The sequence below is a fragment of the Pseudomonas sp. N-137 genome (genome assembly GCF_034555295.1).
Classification (GTDB): domain Bacteria; phylum Pseudomonadota; class Gammaproteobacteria; order Pseudomonadales; family Pseudomonadaceae; genus Aquipseudomonas; species Aquipseudomonas rhizophila.
In genome coordinates this window covers 40,063-54,664 of the sequence record NZ_JAXUDQ010000030.1, presented here as the reverse complement: position 1 = coordinate 54,664, position 14,602 = coordinate 40,063, and the positions used below count along the sequence as shown (strand labels likewise).

The following is a 14,602-nucleotide window of genomic DNA, read 5'->3' as shown; positions in this document are numbered from 1 at the left end:
CGGCTCTGGCGCGGCGCGGGAGAGGTCGAGGATAGCCCAATCGCCGGGCATGAAAAAGGGTGCCACCAAGGGCACCCTTCTTACGCTGACACAACTCGCTCCCACAGTGGAACTGCGGTGACTATCGATCAGCGTTTATCACGACGCTTCTTGTCAGCCTTCTTATGGTGCGACATCAAGCGGCGCTTCTTGTTGACCTGACGGTCGGTGAGCGTGTTCTTGTTGCCTTCGTACGGGTTCTCGCCGCCCTTGAACTCGATGCGGATCGGCGTGCCGACCAGCTTCAGGACGCGGCGATAAGTGTTTTCCAGATACCGGACGTACGACTTGGGCACCTTCTCGATCTGGTTACCGTGAATCACGATGATCGGCGGGTTGGCGCCACCCAGGTGAGCGTAACGCAGCTTGATCCGGCGGTTGTTGACCATCGGTGGCGCGTGCTCGCCGACGGCGTCTTCCAGGATCTGGGTCAGACGATTGGTCGGCCAGCGGGTGACCGCCGACTTGAACGAGTTCTGCACCGACGCGTAGAGGTTGCCCACGCCCGTGCCGTGCAAGGCCGAGATGAAGTGGATGTCGGCAAAGTCCACGAAGAACAAGCGACGCTGCAGTTCAACCTTGACGAAATCCCGTTCGCTAGGCGTCATGCCGTCCCACTTGTTGATCGCGATGACCAACGCACGGCCGGCTTCCAGGGCGAAGCCCAGCAGGTTCAGGTCGTGATCGACCACGCCTTCGCGGGCGTCCATCACGAAGATCACCACGTTGGCGTCTTTGATCGCCTGCAGGGTTTTGACCACGGAGAACTTTTCGACTTCTTCGTGGATCTTGCCGCGCTTGCGCACACCGGCCGTGTCGATCAGCGTGTACTTCTCTTCGTTACGCTCGAACGGGATGTAGATACTGTCGCGGGTGGTGCCGGGCTGGTCGTACACGATGACCCGGTCTTCGCCGAGCATGCGGTTGACCAATGTCGACTTGCCGACGTTCGGGCGGCCGATGATGGCGATCTTGATCCCGTCTTTTTCGCTAGGGCCAGGAATGCGCTTGGCTTCCTCGCCTTCGGCAACGATTTCTTCTTCACCGTCTTCCGGTTCGTCTTCGTCGTCTTTGGGGAAATCAGCCAGGGCGATTTCCAGCATCTGGGTGATGCCACGACCGTGGGCGCCGGCGATCGGGATCGCCTGGCCCATGCCCAACGGCGCGAATTCGGCGCGGGCCATGTCCGGGTCGATGTTGTCGACCTTGTTGGCCACCACATAGGAACGCTTGTTACGTTTGCGCAGATGCTCGGCGATCATCTGGTCGGCGGCGGTAAAACCGGCCTTGGCGTCTACCAGGAACAGCACCACATCCGCTTCTTCGATGGCGAGCAGCGACTGCTCGGCCATTTTTTCGTCCATGCCGTGTTCATCACCGGAGATGCCACCGGTGTCGACCAGAATATAGGTACGCCCTTGCCACTTGGCCTCACCGTATTGGCGATCACGGGTCAGACCGGACAAGTCGCCGACAATGGCGTCGCGAGTCCTGGTCAGGCGGTTGAACAAGGTGGACTTGCCGACGTTCGGTCGGCCCACCAGGGCGATTACGGGAACCATGCGGCTCTCCACTTCGTTATTTCAGAAAATACAAAAGCCGCTGCGAGGCAGCGGCTGGTGCTCGGGGGCCATCCTGTGGGAGCGAGCCTGCTCGCGAAAGCGTTGGATCAGTCGACATCCATGCCACTGGACCACCGCATTCGCGAGCAGGCTCGCTCCCACAAAAATGAAGCCGCTTGGGATTAACCCAAGCATAGTCTTACTTGATGGTCAGGGCTTCCAGTTTGCCGCTGTTGCCATACACATAAATCATGTTGCCCACCACCAGCGGACGGGCACGCAGGCCGTCGCTGTCGATGCGCTCACGGCCGACGAAACGACCGTCCACCTGGCTGAGCAGGTGCAGGTAACCTTCCAGGTCACCGACTGCAACGTAGCTGGAGAACACTTCCGGGGCCGACAGTTGACGACGGGCCAGGGAGTCGTTGCTCCACAATGCGGTGGTGGAACGCTCGTCGACGCCTTCAACCGTGCCCGAGGACAGGCTCACGTAGACGCTGCCCAAACCCTCGGCGACGCCGGCGTAGCTGGACGCATCGCGCTGCCACAGCGGGCGACCGCTTTCCAGGTCCAGCGCCGCAACGCGTCCCTGGTAGCTGGCAACGTACAGCGTACTGCCAGACAACAGCAGGCCGCCGTCGATGTCGACCACGCGCTCCAGTTCCGAACGGCCCTGTGGGATGGCCACGCGCTGTTCCCAGACCGGCACGCCGTTGGAAATATCCAGGGCCACCACTTTACCGGTCGACAACCCGGCCACCGCGAGGCGGTTGGTGACGATCGGCGCACTGGTGCCGCGCAGGGTCAGTACCGCCGGGGTGCTGTCGTACAACCAGCGCTGCTCGCCAGTGGCGGCATCCAGACCGATCAGGCTGTCATCCTGGGTCTGTACCACGACCACGTCACCGTTGGTGGCCGGCGGTGCGAGGACCTCACTGGTCACGCGAGCGCGCCATTTCTCTTCACCGCTGCTGGCGTCCAGGGCCACGATTTCGCCCTTGAGCGTGCCGATCATAACCAACCCGTAACCCACGCCAACGGCGCCGGAAACGGGCAGTTCGAGATCCTGCTCCCACTTGACGTCGCCATTGGTGCGATCCATCGCCATCACCACGCCAGTGACGTCGGAGGCATAGATAGTGTCGCCATCGATGGCTGGCACCAGCATGTTGTAGGTTTCACCCTGGCCGTCACCGATGGAGCGACTCCATTGCTTCTGCAGCACGACTTCTTCTTTGAAGTCGGTCAGTTCGGCCGGTGGCAGTTCTTTCTTGCTGTTGCTGCTGCAACCCGCGGCCAGAATGGCCAGAGCCAGCAATGCTGCATGTTTCCAACGGATCACGTCACGCATCCCCTTTGGCCAGGTCGTCCAGCTTGATTTGCAGGCCACCGACCGCGGCTTCATCCGACAGCGCAGCCTTGGCTTTTTGGTAGGCCGCATGGGCCTCATCAGCACGACCAAGCTGTACCAGCAGGTCGCCCTTGAGTTCTTCGCGGGTCGCCAGGAACGCCTTGTCGGCATCACCGTCGAGCAGCTTCAACGCATCTTCGGCCTTGTTCTGCGCCGCCAGCACCTGCGCCAGGCGCTGACGCGCCACTTCGCCCAGGGTCGGGTTGACCGGCTTGTCGACAATGGCCTTCAGCTCGGTGGCGGCGTCGTCCAGCTTGCCGGTGTCTACCGCGACCTTGGCCACGAACAGACGGCCATATTGCGCGTAGGCCGTGCCGCCGAATTCGTTGTCGAGCTTGCCGGCCAACTCCGCCACGCGGGCAGCGTCAGGCTTGCCGTCCGGGGTCAGGGTGGTTTCCAGCAACTGCTGATAGAGCATCGAAGCGCCTTGCGCCTGGTTGCTCTGGTATTTCTGCCAGGCCTGCCAGCCGAACACGATGACCAGCGCCAACAGGCCGCCAGTGACCAGCGGCTTGCCGTTGCGCGTCCACCAGTCCTTCAAATCCGCCAGCTGTTCATCTTCGGTACTCGACACCCCAATACTCCTTAATCGCTAAATCGGCTGTTTGACAGCTTCAACCCTGCACGACGCAGGTGGCCAGGTGTGCGGCAAGCGCATCCCAGGCAATGCTTTGTTGTTCGCCCTGGCCACGCAGGGGTTTGAAACCTACCACTTGCTGGGCCAATTCGTCGTCACCGAGAATCAGTGCATACAGCGCACCACTCTTGTCGGCCTTCTTGAACTGGCTCTTGAAGCTGCCGCCGCCGGCGTTGATCTGCAGGCGCAGGTTGGGCAGCTGGTCGCGGACCCGCTCGCTCAGCGCCAGGGCCGCCAGTTCGGCTGCTTCGCCGAAGGCGCACAGGTAAACGTCGACCTGACGGGCGATTTCCTGCGGGATCTTGTCCAGCGTCTCAAGCATCAACACCAGACGTTCGATGCCCATGGCAAAACCCACGCCCGAGGTCGGCTTTCCGCCCATCTGTTCCACCAGCCCGTCGTAACGGCCGCCGGCACACACAGTTCCCTGGGCGCCCAACTTGTCGGTGACCCATTCAAAGACGGTCTTGCTGTAGTAATCCAGCCCGCGGACCAGCTTCGGGTTGATGACATAGGGAATACCGACGGCATCCAGACGCGCCTTCAGCCCCTCGAAGTGCGCACGGGATTCATCGTCGAGGTAATCAGCCATTTTCGGCGCATCGACCAGGATCGCCTGCGTGTCGGCGTTCTTGGTATCCAACACCCGCAGCGGATTGGTCTTGAGGCGGCGCTGACTGTCTTCGTCCAGCTTGTCCAGGTGAGCGGACAGGAACTCCACCAGCGCTTCGCGGTAGCGCCCACGGGACTCGCTGGTGCCCAGGCTGTTGAGTTCGAGCTTGACCGCATCACGAATGCCCAGCTCGCCCCACAGGCGCCAGGTCAATACGATCAGCTCGGCGTCGATGTCCGGACCGTCGAGGTTGAATACCTCCAGGCCTATCTGGTGGAACTGGCGATAACGACCTTTCTGTGGACGCTCGTGGCGAAACATCGGGCCGATGTACCAGAGTTTCTGCACCTGGCCACCACCGGTAATGCCGTGCTCGAGCACCGCACGCACGCACGCCGCCGTGCCTTCGGGGCGCAAGGTCAGCGAATCGCCGTTGCGGTCTTCGAAGGTGTACATCTCTTTTTCGACGATGTCAGTCACTTCGCCGATGGAACGCTTGAACAGTTCGGTAAACTCGACGATCGGCATGCGGATCTGCCGGTAACCGTAGTTATCCAGCAAACGCGCCACGGTGCCCTCGAAATAGCGCCACAGGGGCGTCTGCTCGGGCAGGATGTCGTTCATGCCACGAATGGCTTGCAGGGACTTGCTCACAGGTAATCCTTAAATTCGTTCGACTCAACCACGCGCGATTACAGCAGCGTCGGCCTCGACCTTTTCGGCCGCTTTCTGGCGGATCAGCCGTTCCAGTTCATCCACCAGATTGTCATTCGTCAGTTTCTGCGACGGCTTGCCGTCGATGTAAATCAGGTTCGGTGTACCGCCGGTGAGGCCGATATGGGCCTCCTTGGCTTCACCCGGCCCGTTGACCACGCAACCAATCACCGCGACATCCAGCGGCACCAGCAGGTCTTCCAGGCGCCCTTCCAGCTCGTTCATGGTCTTGACCACATCGAAGTTCTGCCGCGAGCAGCTTGGGCAGGCGATGAAGTTGATGCCACGGGAACGCAGGTGCAGGGACTTGAGAATGTCGTAGCCGACTTTCACTTCCTCCACCGGATCGGCCGCCAACGAGATGCGGATGGTATCGCCAATTCCTTCGGCGAGCAGCATACCGAGGCCGACGGCGGATTTCACCGTGCCCGAACGCAACCCACCGGCCTCGGTGATGCCCAGGTGCAGCGGCTGGACGATTTCCTTGGCCAGCAAGCGATAGGCTTCGACGGCCATGAACACGTCGGAAGCCTTCACGCTGACCTTGAAGTCCTGGAAGTTCAGGCGCTCCAGGTGCTCGACATGGCGCAGGGCCGACTCCACCAGTGCAGCCGGGGTCGGTTCGCCGTATTTCTTTTGCAGGTCTTTTTCCAGGGAACCGGCGTTGACGCCGATGCGGATCGGAATACCACGGTCGCGGGCGGCATCCACCACCGCACGCACGCGGTCTTCGCGACCGATGTTGCCCGGGTTGATGCGCAGGCAGTCCACACCCAGCTCGGCCACGCGCAGGGCGATGCGGTAGTCGAAGTGAATGTCGGCCACCAGCGGCACTTTGACCAACTGCTTGATTTTGCCGAACGCCTCGGCGGCGTCCATGTCCGGCACGGAAACCCGCACGATGTCGACACCGGCGGCTTCCAGTCGGTTGATCTGCGCAACGGTGGCGGCCACGTCGTTGGTGTCGCTGTTGGTCATGCTTTGCACAGCGATGGGCGCATCGCCGCCAACAGGAACGTTGCCGACCCAGATCTTTCGCGATTCGCGACGTTTGATTGGAGATTCGCCGTGCATGACTTATTGACCCAACTTCAGGCGAGCGGTCTCGCCACTGGTGAACGGAGCCACGTCGACCGGTTGGCCATTGTAGCTGACCTGCGCGCCACGGGCATAACCCAGGCGCACGGCAAACGGCGGCGTGCCGTTGACGGAAGTGCTGTCGCCCTTACGCTTGAGGCCACTGAACAGCACCTTGCCGGTGCCATCGGTGATCTGCGTCCAGCAGTCGGCGGTAAATTGAATCTGTACCTGGCCTTGACCGGCTGCGGGAGCGACGGGCGCTACCGCAGTGGTGGAGGCTGTCGGAGTTGCTGGCGCTGCGGCTGGCGCAGCCGGAGTCTCGACGACAGGGGCGGGTGTGCTCGGTACAGCTGGCGCTTGAGTAGCCGGCGCATTGGCGGTCGGGGCTGGCGTGGCGGGTGCAGCAGGCGCGTCTGCCGGAGCGGCCGGCACACTCGGTTCAGCACCGACGGCCGGATCTGCGCCATCCTGCCCCTGAGGCAACACCAGGTTGGTCTCCCCTGCGCTCTGGCCTTCCACCACAGCCTGATCTTCCGGCTCATCCAGCGGATGTATGCGGGTGGTGCCGTCGGCGCCTTCGACCTCGACATGCTCAGGGTTCATGGCGATGGGATCCTTGGCGCGCAAGGCGGCCTGGTCCTGCCACCAGAGGAAACCGCCACCAATCACCGCGATCAACAGCAACAAACTGACGATTCGCAAAATGGTGTGGGAAACGCGAACCGGCTCTTCGATGCGGCCCAGGCTGTGCACACTGCTGCCCTGGGCGTCGGAACCGGTGTATTGATCGAATTGCTGGACCAGTTCGGTCTGGTCCATGCCGAGCAATTTGGCGTAGGCACGGATGTAGCCCCGAGCGAAAGTATGCCCAGGCAATTTATCGAACGCGCCGGCTTCCAGGTTGCCCAGGGAAGCCACGGTGAGATTGAGCTTGAGGGCCACCTCTGCCAGCGACCAACCATTGCTTTCGCGAGCTTGGCGCAGGGTCTCACCGGGATTTACGCGAGTCGCTGCTACAACTTCAGGATGCGCCGCTTTCATCATTGCTCCGACAGGTATTGCTGATATTCCGGCGTACCGGGATAGAGTCTTTTTAGTTGCAGGCCAAAACTGGCGGCCTTGTCACGATCTTCGAACACGTGGGCCAGCCGAACACCGAGCAATAGACTACGTGCATTTTGCTCGCTCAGCAGGCTAAAACGTTCGTAATAATCGCGCGCGGGCACATAATGCCTGTCTTCGTAAGACAACTCAGCCATTTCCAGCAATGCCCGTGGCTGCTGGCGGTTGAGCCGCAGCGCTTTTTCAAGCTGCTGGCGAGCCAGATCACGCTGGCCGAGTTTCGAGGCCGTCATGCCCAGGTTTTCAAACACCCGCGAACGCTCGGGGTAAAGGGTATCGGCGGTCGCCTGCTCGAAGCGCTCGTAGGCCTCTTTGTAACGCTTCTGCTCGAAAAGGAAGCTGCCGTAGTTGTTCAGGATCCGCGCATCCTGCGGCACGGCGGAGAGCGCCTTGCGAAAATGCGCGTCGGCCAGTTCAGGTTCCATCTCGGCCTGGAATACCAACGCCAGGGCCGCGTTGGCATCAGCATCCGAATCGTCCAGCTCCAGGGCTTTCTTGAGCGGCACCTTGGCCCGCTCGGTCATGCCCTGTTGCAGATAGCCTATGCCCAATTGCACATAGGCTTCACGCGCCTCGTCGCGCCCCTTGCTGGTTTTCATGGGGTTGTAGTCACCCGACAGAACACAACCGGTGCAAAGACCGGCCAACAGCAACAGCAGCGCGAAGCGCAGGGACATAGAGTTCCTCTCTTAGTGACTGTTCGCAGCGTTTTGCGCAACATCGTCGGCGGCGTTCAACTCACGCACGGCAATGTAGCGTTCACTGCGACGGGTGCGATCCAGCACCTGTCCTACCAATTGGCCACACGCGGCATCGATGTCTTCGCCGCGGGTGGTACGCACGGTGACGTTGAAGCCCGCGTGATGAAGCTGGTCCTGGAAGCGACGAATCGCGTTGTTGCTCGGACGCTCGTAACCGGAATGCGGGAACGGGTTGAACGGGATCAGGTTGATCTTGCAAGGGATGTTCTTGAGCAGCTCGATCATCTCGACCGCGTGTTCAACCTTGTCGTTCACGTCCTTGAGCAGCGTGTACTCGATGGTCAGCACGCGTTTTTCGCCCAGGGACGACATGTAGCGCTGACACGATTCCAGCAGCATCTTAAGCGGATATTTCTTGTTGATCGGCACCAATTGGTTACGCAATGCGTCATTGGGTGCGTGCAGCGACAACGCCAGGGAGACGTCGATGTGCTTGGCCAGCTCATCGATCATCGGCACCACGCCGGAGGTGGACAGGGTCACTCGGCGCTTGGAGATGCCATAACCCAGATCATCCATCATCAGGTGCATGGCAGCGATGACGTTGTCGAAGTTCAGCAGCGGCTCACCCATGCCCATCATCACCACGTTGGTGATGGCACGGTCGACGGTCGCCGGGACGCTGCCAAAGGATTTGTTGGCAATCCACACCTGGCCGATCACTTCGGCGGCGGTGAGGTTGCTATTGAAGCCTTGCTTGCCGGTGGAGCAGAAACTGCAATCCAGGGCACAGCCTGCCTGGGACGAAACGCACAAGGTGCCGCGTTTGCCCTGGGGAATGTAGACGGTCTCGACGCAGCTGCCGGACGCCACGCGCACCACCCACTTACGGGTGCCGTCGCTGGAGATGTCCTCGCTGACCACTTCCGGACCGCGAATTTCAGCAACGGCCTTGAGCTTTTCGCGCAGGGCCTTGCTGACATTCGTCATGGCGTCGAAGTCGTCGACGCCAAAGTGGTGAATCCATTTCATCACCTGGCCGGCACGGAAACGCTTCTCCCCGATCGAGTCGAAGAATTTCTCCATTTCCGGCTGGGTCAGGCCCAACAGGTTGGTTTTGCCGTTCGATGTAGTCATGGATTCACCTTCACTCAAAAGCCTGGGCTTAGCGAGTGGTTACTTCAGTAGCGGAGAAAAAGTAAGCGATTTCGCGAGCAGCAGCGGCTTCGGAGTCCGAACCGTGAACGGCGTTGGCGTCGATCGACTCAGCGAAGTCAGCACGGATGGTGCCGGCAGCAGCTTCTTTAGGGTTGGTGGCGCCCATCAGCTCACGGTTGCGAGCAATGGCGTTTTCGCCTTCCAGCACCTGAACGACAACCGGACCGGAAGTCATGAAGGCAACCAGCTCACCGAAGAAGCCGCGCTCGCTGTGCTCAGCGTAGAAGCCTTCGGCTTCGGCCTTGGACAGTTGCTTCATTTTCGAAGCTACAACGCGCAGGCCAGCGTCTTCGAAGCGGGTAACGATCTTGCCGATCACGTTTTTAGCAACGGCGTCAGGCTTGATGATGGAGAAAGTACGTTGAACAGCCATGGTGTAACTCCAGAAACGGTAATTTGCGAAAAATTAAACCCGCGAATTATACGCGGGTTCAGGGGTATTGCCTAACCTGCCAGGTGGATCAGTCGATTTCATCGATCCAGAGCTGTTGGACGGCCTCCAACACCTTCTCGCCACAACGGCCAGAGGTATTGTCAAAATCGGGAAGCTCCATGATCCAGCGCTGCAGATCGACAAAATTCACAGTCAACGGATTCACGTCCGGCTTGGCTTCGGCCAGTTCTTCTGCGATGCGTTGTACATCATTCCAACCATAGCTCATGACAGTGTCACCATCAGTGCGGCGCTTCGGCCGCATGGTTAAGCGAATATTTCGGAATTTCGACGGTCAGGTCTTCGGTGCCGACAATGGCTTGGCAGCCCAGACGCGATTGGGCTTCCAGGCCCCAGGCCTTATCGAGGAAATCTTCTTCCAACTCGTCCGCCTCTTCCAGCGAATCGAAGCCCTCGCGAATAATGCAATGGCAAGTCGTGCAGGCACAGACGCCGCCACAGGCACTTTCCATCTCGATATGGTGCTCATGGGCCAGCTCGAGAATGGAAATTCCGGGCTCACACTCCACGACCATGCCCTCGGGACAGAACTTCTCGTGGGGCAGAAAAATCACCTGCGGCATCAGTTATTCCTCAATTTCATTCAGGTTGCGCCCCGCCAGGGCGGCTTTGACCGTCGAGTCCAGGCGGCGGGCAGCAAAGGCATCGGTGACTTGCGACAGACGCTTGGTCTGCTGCTCGATGGCATAACCATCGGTGCCTTTGATCAATTCAGACAATTCCTGCATTTGCAGCTCGATCACCATGCGTTCCTCGGCGTCCAGCAGACGGTCACCATCGGCCTCAAGAGCGGCCTGCACGGCTTCGACCAGACGCTGGCCGTCGACCTGCTGCTCGCGCAATACCCGGGCGACCTTGTCGTCGCTGGCATGCTGGAACGAATCCTTGAGCATTTTGGCGATTTCGCCGTCGGTCAGACCGTAGGACGGCTTGACCTGGATGCTCGCCTCGACGCCCGAACCCAGCTCGCGGGCGGAAACATTGAGCAAACCGTCGGCGTCGACCTGGAAGGTCACGCGAATCTTCGCCGCACCGGCCACCATCGCCGGGATGCCGCGCAATTCGAAGCGAGCCAGGGAACGGCAGTCGCTGATCAGTTCACGCTCGCCTTGCAGCACATGAATCATCATGGCCGACTGGCCGTCTTTATAAGTGGTGAAGTCCTGGGCGCGGGCAACGGGGATGGTGGTGTTGCGCGGAATCACCTTCTCCATCAGGCCGCCCATGGTTTCCAGCCCCAGGGACAATGGAATCACGTCGAGCAACAGCAGCTCGCCGCCGTCGCGCTTGTTGCCGGCCAGTGTATCGGCCTGGATCGCGGCGCCGATGGCAACCACCTGGTCCGGGTCGATTTCAGTCAGCGGCTGGCGGCCAAAGGCCTCGGCAACGGCTTCGCGAACCCGAGGCACACGGGTCGAACCACCAACCATGACCACGGCCTTGACGTCTTCGAGCTCCACGCCGGAATCACGCACGGCGCGGCGGCAAGCCTTGAGGCTGCGGGCGACCATGGGCTCGATCAGCGCATCAAAGGCCTCACGGCTCAGTGCAGCCTTCCAGTCGCCGTACGCCACTTCGACACTTGCAGCGTCGGTCAGGGCTTCCTTGGCGGCGCAGGCCGTTTGCAGCAGGTGACGTTGCGCGCCCGGATCAAGGTCGGCGGACAGGCCCGCTTGCTCGATGATCCAGCCGGCGATGGCGTGATCGAAGTCATCGCCGCCCAGGGCGCTGTCGCCGCCAGTGGCCAGGACTTCGAATACACCGCCGGTCAGGCGCAGAATGGAGATATCAAAGGTGCCGCCGCCCAAGTCATAGATCGCGACCAGGCCTTCGGCGTGCTGGTCCAGACCGTAGGCCACCGCAGCGGCGGTCGGCTCGTTGAGCAGGCGCAGCACGTTCAGACCGGCCAGCTTGGCCGCGTCCTTGGTGGCTTGACGCTGGGCGTCGTCGAAATAGGCCGGGACAGTGATGACCGCACCGACCAATTCGCCGCCCAATGCCGCTTCGGCGCGCTGGCGCAGCACCTTGAGAATGTCAGCGGAAACTTCCACCGGGCTTTTCGGGCCCTGCACCGTTTCAATGAACGGCATGTGGGATTCGCCGTCGACGAAACGGTACGGCAGCTGATCACCCAATTGCTTGACGTCGGACAGACCACGCCCCATCAGGCGCTTGACCGACACAATGGTATTGAACGGATCGGTCGCGGCGGCCAGCTTGGCTGACTCGCCCACTTCCACATGATCGGCGTGATAGCGCACGGCGGACGGCAGGATCACTTGCCCCTGCTCATCGGCCAGCGGTTCGGAAAGACCGCTGCGCAACGCAGCGACCAGGGAATTGGTAGTACCCAAGTCAATTCCCACAGCCAGGCGACGCTGGTGCGGTTGTGGACTTTGGCCGGGTTCGGCGATCTGCAGTAGGGCCATCGTAATCAGGACTTATCTGTAATCAGGCGTGCGACCGGAGCGGCACTGGGTTAATCGTCGAGGCGCTCTTCGAGCTGGCGCACTTCGTAGGTGAGCTTGTCGAGGAACTGCATGCGCCGCATCAGGCGTTCGGCCTGTTCGCGTTGCGCGGCATCGTCCCAACAGGCTGCGAAGCTTTCATTCAAGGTGTGCTGGGCGTCCTTCAAGCGGCGCTTGAACACCGCGACACCGGCCAGATCGGCGCTGTCCTGCAGATCTTCGAGCTCTTCGCGCCACTGCATCTGCTGCAACAGAAACTCGGGATCATGCACGGTGACTTCCAGAGGCAACTCATGACCACTGATGGCAAGCAGATAACGCGCGCGCTTGGCCGGGTTCTTGAGCGTCTGGTAAGCGTCGTTGAGGTTCGCCGACTGTTCCAGCGCGCGCCGCTGCTCTGCCTCCGAGGCATCAGCGAAGCGGTCGGGATGGACACCGCGGGCCAGTTCCAGATAACGAGCGGACAACTGCTCGAGATCCAGGGAAAAGCCCGGCTGCAACTGGAACAAAGCAAAATGACAAGGAGTACCCACAAGCCGCCTCAGATGTTGAAGCTTTCGCCGCAGCCACATTCACCGCGCACGTTGGGGTTGTTGAACTTGAAGCCTTCGTTCAACCCTTCCTTGACGAAATCCAGCTCAGTGCCGTCCAGGTACGTCAGGCTTTTCGGGTCGATGATCACTTTCTGACCATGACTCTCGAACACCTGATCGTCTTCGCCCACTTCGTCGACGAATTCGAGCACGTAGGCAAGACCAGAGCAGCCCGTGGTGCGAACACCCAGGCGGATACCCTCGCCCTTGCCGCGCCCCTCAAGAGAGCGCTGCACATGCTTAGCTGCCGCTTCTGTCATCTGGATAGCCATGAAAACTCCTTACCTGTGCGCGGATCAGATCAAGCCTTTCTTCTGCTTGTAATCGCGAACGGCAGCCTTGATGGCGTCCTCGGCGAGTACCGAGCAGTGGATCTTCACTGGCGGCAGGGCCAGTTCTTCGGCCAGCTGAGTGTTCTTGATGGTTTCAGCCTCATCAAGGGTCTTGCCCTTCATCCACTCGGTGGCCAGGGAGCTGGACGCAATGGCCGAACCGCAGCCGTAGGTCTTGAACTTGGCGTCTTCGATGATGCCTTGCTCGTTGACCTTGATCTGCAGACGCATGACGTCGCCGCACGCTGGGGCGCCGACCATGCCGGTGCCAACATCAGGATCCTGCGCGTCCATCTTGCCGACGTTGCGCGGGTTTTCGTAGTGGTCGATGACCTTTTCGCTATATGCCATTTGCTTCAATCCTCATCAGTGAGCCGCTCTGGTGGCGACTTCTTCAGTGCGCCGCCCACTCGATTTTCGAGATGTCGACGCCGTCTTTGTACATGTCCCACAGCGGCGACAGAGCGCGCAGCTTGGTAACGGCCTCGCAGACTTTCTGCGCGGCGTAATCGATTTCTTCTTCGGTGGTGAAGCGGCCGAAGGTGAAGCGGATCGAGCTGTGAGCCAGTTCGTCGTTGCGGCCCAGGGCGCGCAGTACGTACGAAGGCTCGAGGGACGCCGAGGTGCATGCCGAACCGGACGACACGGCCAGATCCTTGAGCGCCATGATCAGCGACTCGCCTTCAACGTAGTTGAAGCTCAGGTTCAGGTTGTGCGGTACGCGGGCGATCATGCTGCCGTTGACGTAAAGCTCCTCGAGGTGCTCGACCTGCTTGAAGAAGCGGTCGCTCAGGGCCTTGATGCGTACGTTCTCGGCGGCCATGTCTTCCTTGGCCACACGGAAGGCTTCGCCCATGCCGACGATCTGGTGGGTCGCCAGGGTGCCGGAACGCATGCCACGCTCGTGACCGCCGCCGTGCATGGTCGCTTCAAGGCGAACACGCGGCTTGCGGCTCACGTACAGCGCGCCGATGCCTTTAGGGCCGTAGGTCTTGTGGGCAGAGAACGACATCAGGTCGACTTTGAGCTTCGACAGGTCGATGTCGACCTTGCCGGTGGACTGAGCCGCGTCGACGTGGAACAGGACGCCCTTGGAGCGGGTCAGCTCGCCGATGGCTTCGATGTCGTTGACGGTGCCGATTTCGTTGTTCACATGCATGATCGAAACCAGGATGGTGTCGTCGCGCAGTGCGGCTTCCACCATGGCCGGGGTGATGATGCCGTCTTCACCTGGCTCGATGTAGGTGACTTCGAAGCCTTCACGCTCCAGTTGGCGCATGGTGTCCAGGACAGCCTTGTGCTCGATCTTGGAGGTGATCAGGTGCTTGCCCTTGGTGTGATAGAAGTGCGCGACACCCTTGATTGCCAGGTTGTCGGACTCAGTAGCACCAGAGGTCCAGACGATTTCACGCGGGTCGGCATTGACCAGGTCAGCGACCTGGCGGCGGGCGTTTTCGACCGACTCTTCAGCTTTCCAGCCGAACACGTGGGAGCGGGACGCCGGGTTACCGAAGTTTCCGTCGACCAGCAGGCATTCACTCATCTTTTGCGCGACACGCGGATCAACCGGGGTGGTCGCAGAGTAATCAAGGTAAATCGGCAATTTCATGGACTTTCTCCTAAATCAGGCTGGCTGGCGTTCCGCTTGCTCTGCGGCG

Annotated in this window: 16 protein-coding genes; all 16 read right to left on the bottom strand. The window is 60.6% G+C overall.

Going from position 1 to position 14,602, the window contains the following annotated elements; genetic code table 11:
- Window positions 1-128: 128 nt before the first annotated feature.
- The 16 genes from der to T3A99_RS21200 all read right to left on the bottom strand — a co-directional run bounded on the left by der (window position 129) and on the right by T3A99_RS21200 (window position 14,553).
- Window positions 129-1,601 carry a ribosome biogenesis GTPase Der gene (gene der / locus T3A99_RS21275; RefSeq protein WP_076386232.1) on the bottom strand — a complete coding sequence of 491 codons (1,473 nt, stop codon included), beginning with the start codon at window positions 1,599-1,601 and terminating at the stop codon, window positions 129-131.
- Window positions 1,602-1,800: 199 nt separating this feature from the next.
- Window positions 1,801-2,952 (bottom strand): outer membrane protein assembly factor BamB, encoded by a 1,152-nt coding sequence (gene bamB / locus T3A99_RS21270; protein ID WP_047227480.1) that lies wholly within the window; start codon window positions 2,950-2,952, stop codon window positions 1,801-1,803.
- Window positions 2,945-3,586 (bottom strand): YfgM family protein, encoded by a 642-nt coding sequence (locus T3A99_RS21265; protein WP_047227479.1) that lies wholly within the window; start codon window positions 3,584-3,586, stop codon window positions 2,945-2,947. Before T3A99_RS21265 ends, bamB begins: the two co-directional genes overlap by 8 nt.
- A 40-nt stretch (window positions 3,587-3,626) precedes the next feature.
- Window positions 3,627-4,916: a histidine--tRNA ligase gene (gene hisS / locus T3A99_RS21260; protein ID WP_047227478.1), complete on the bottom strand. Its 1,290-nt coding sequence runs from the start codon at window positions 4,914-4,916 to the stop codon at window positions 3,627-3,629.
- A 24-nt stretch (window positions 4,917-4,940) separates the two neighbouring features.
- On the bottom strand, window positions 4,941-6,050 hold the full coding sequence (gene ispG / locus T3A99_RS21255) for a flavodoxin-dependent (E)-4-hydroxy-3-methylbut-2-enyl-diphosphate synthase (protein ID WP_003185136.1): 1,110 nt from the start codon (window positions 6,048-6,050) through the stop codon (window positions 4,941-4,943).
- Window positions 6,051-6,053: 3 nt separating this feature from the next.
- Window positions 6,054-7,097: a RodZ domain-containing protein gene (locus tag T3A99_RS21250; protein ID WP_047227477.1), complete on the bottom strand. Its 1,044-nt coding sequence runs from the start codon at window positions 7,095-7,097 to the stop codon at window positions 6,054-6,056.
- Window positions 7,097-7,855, bottom strand: a complete 759-nt coding sequence (gene pilW, locus T3A99_RS21245; protein ID WP_047227476.1) for a type IV pilus biogenesis/stability protein PilW — start codon at window positions 7,853-7,855, stop codon at window positions 7,097-7,099. The genes T3A99_RS21250 and pilW overlap by 1 nt, the downstream gene beginning before the upstream one ends.
- 12 nt (window positions 7,856-7,867) lie before the next feature.
- Window positions 7,868-9,016: a 23S rRNA (adenine(2503)-C(2))-methyltransferase RlmN gene (rlmN, locus tag T3A99_RS21240; RefSeq protein ID WP_047227475.1), complete on the bottom strand. Its 1,149-nt coding sequence runs from the start codon at window positions 9,014-9,016 to the stop codon at window positions 7,868-7,870.
- A gap of 28 nt (window positions 9,017-9,044) precedes the next feature.
- Entirely contained in the window at window positions 9,045-9,470 is a 426-nt protein-coding gene (gene ndk, locus T3A99_RS21235; RefSeq protein ID WP_042727994.1) for a nucleoside-diphosphate kinase, read from the bottom strand.
- Between the two features lie 88 nt (window positions 9,471-9,558).
- Window positions 9,559-9,759, bottom strand: a complete 201-nt coding sequence (gene iscX, locus T3A99_RS21230; RefSeq protein WP_274090881.1) for a Fe-S cluster assembly protein IscX — start codon at window positions 9,757-9,759, stop codon at window positions 9,559-9,561.
- Between the two features lie 13 nt (window positions 9,760-9,772).
- Window positions 9,773-10,114 carry an ISC system 2Fe-2S type ferredoxin gene (gene fdx, locus T3A99_RS21225; RefSeq protein ID WP_046063912.1) on the bottom strand — a complete coding sequence of 114 codons (342 nt, stop codon included), beginning with the start codon at window positions 10,112-10,114 and terminating at the stop codon, window positions 9,773-9,775.
- A gap of 3 nt (window positions 10,115-10,117) precedes the next feature.
- The gene (hscA, locus tag T3A99_RS21220; protein WP_047227473.1) at window positions 10,118-11,980 is read right to left on the bottom strand and encodes a Fe-S protein assembly chaperone HscA; all 1,863 of its coding nucleotides are present in this window, start codon (window positions 11,978-11,980) and stop codon (window positions 10,118-10,120) included.
- A 50-nt stretch (window positions 11,981-12,030) separates the two neighbouring features.
- The gene (gene hscB / locus T3A99_RS21215) at window positions 12,031-12,552 is read right to left on the bottom strand and encodes a co-chaperone HscB (RefSeq protein ID WP_047227472.1); all 522 of its coding nucleotides are present in this window, start codon (window positions 12,550-12,552) and stop codon (window positions 12,031-12,033) included.
- Between the two features lie 8 nt (window positions 12,553-12,560).
- Entirely contained in the window at window positions 12,561-12,884 is a 324-nt protein-coding gene (gene iscA, locus T3A99_RS21210; RefSeq protein ID WP_047227471.1) for an iron-sulfur cluster assembly protein IscA, read from the bottom strand.
- 24 nt (window positions 12,885-12,908) lie between these two features.
- The gene (gene iscU / locus T3A99_RS21205) at window positions 12,909-13,295 is read right to left on the bottom strand and encodes a Fe-S cluster assembly scaffold IscU (protein WP_003185157.1); all 387 of its coding nucleotides are present in this window, start codon (window positions 13,293-13,295) and stop codon (window positions 12,909-12,911) included.
- A 43-nt stretch (window positions 13,296-13,338) separates the two neighbouring features.
- Window positions 13,339-14,553 carry an IscS subfamily cysteine desulfurase gene (locus T3A99_RS21200; protein ID WP_047227470.1) on the bottom strand — a complete coding sequence of 405 codons (1,215 nt, stop codon included), beginning with the start codon at window positions 14,551-14,553 and terminating at the stop codon, window positions 13,339-13,341.
- Window positions 14,554-14,602: the final 49 nt, after the last annotated feature.

Coding starts and splice junctions, on each gene's coding strand:
- iscU (WP_003185157.1), bottom strand. CDS start 13,295: ATGGCATATAGCGAAAAGGTCATCGACCACTACGAAAACCCGCGCAAC.
- iscX (WP_274090881.1), bottom strand. CDS start 9,759: ATGAGCTATGGTTGGAATGATGTACAACGCATCGCAGAAGAACTGGCC.
- der (WP_076386232.1), bottom strand. CDS start 1,601: ATGGTTCCCGTAATCGCCCTGGTGGGCCGACCGAACGTCGGCAAGTCC.
- ndk (WP_042727994.1), bottom strand. CDS start 9,470: ATGGCTGTTCAACGTACTTTCTCCATCATCAAGCCTGACGCCGTTGCT.
- T3A99_RS21250 (WP_047227477.1), bottom strand. CDS start 7,097: ATGAAAGCGGCGCATCCTGAAGTTGTAGCAGCGACTCGCGTAAATCCC.
- pilW (WP_047227476.1), bottom strand. CDS start 7,855: ATGTCCCTGCGCTTCGCGCTGCTGTTGCTGTTGGCCGGTCTTTGCACC.
- ispG (WP_003185136.1), bottom strand. CDS start 6,050: ATGCACGGCGAATCTCCAATCAAACGTCGCGAATCGCGAAAGATCTGG.
- iscA (WP_047227471.1), bottom strand. CDS start 12,884: ATGGCTATCCAGATGACAGAAGCGGCAGCTAAGCATGTGCAGCGCTCT.
- rlmN (WP_047227475.1), bottom strand. CDS start 9,016: ATGACTACATCGAACGGCAAAACCAACCTGTTGGGCCTGACCCAGCCG.
- fdx (WP_046063912.1), bottom strand. CDS start 10,114: ATGCCGCAGGTGATTTTTCTGCCCCACGAGAAGTTCTGTCCCGAGGGC.
- bamB (WP_047227480.1), bottom strand. CDS start 2,952: ATGCGTGACGTGATCCGTTGGAAACATGCAGCATTGCTGGCTCTGGCC.
- hscA (WP_047227473.1), bottom strand. CDS start 11,980: ATGGCCCTACTGCAGATCGCCGAACCCGGCCAAAGTCCACAACCGCAC.
- T3A99_RS21200 (WP_047227470.1), bottom strand. CDS start 14,553: ATGAAATTGCCGATTTACCTTGATTACTCTGCGACCACCCCGGTTGAT.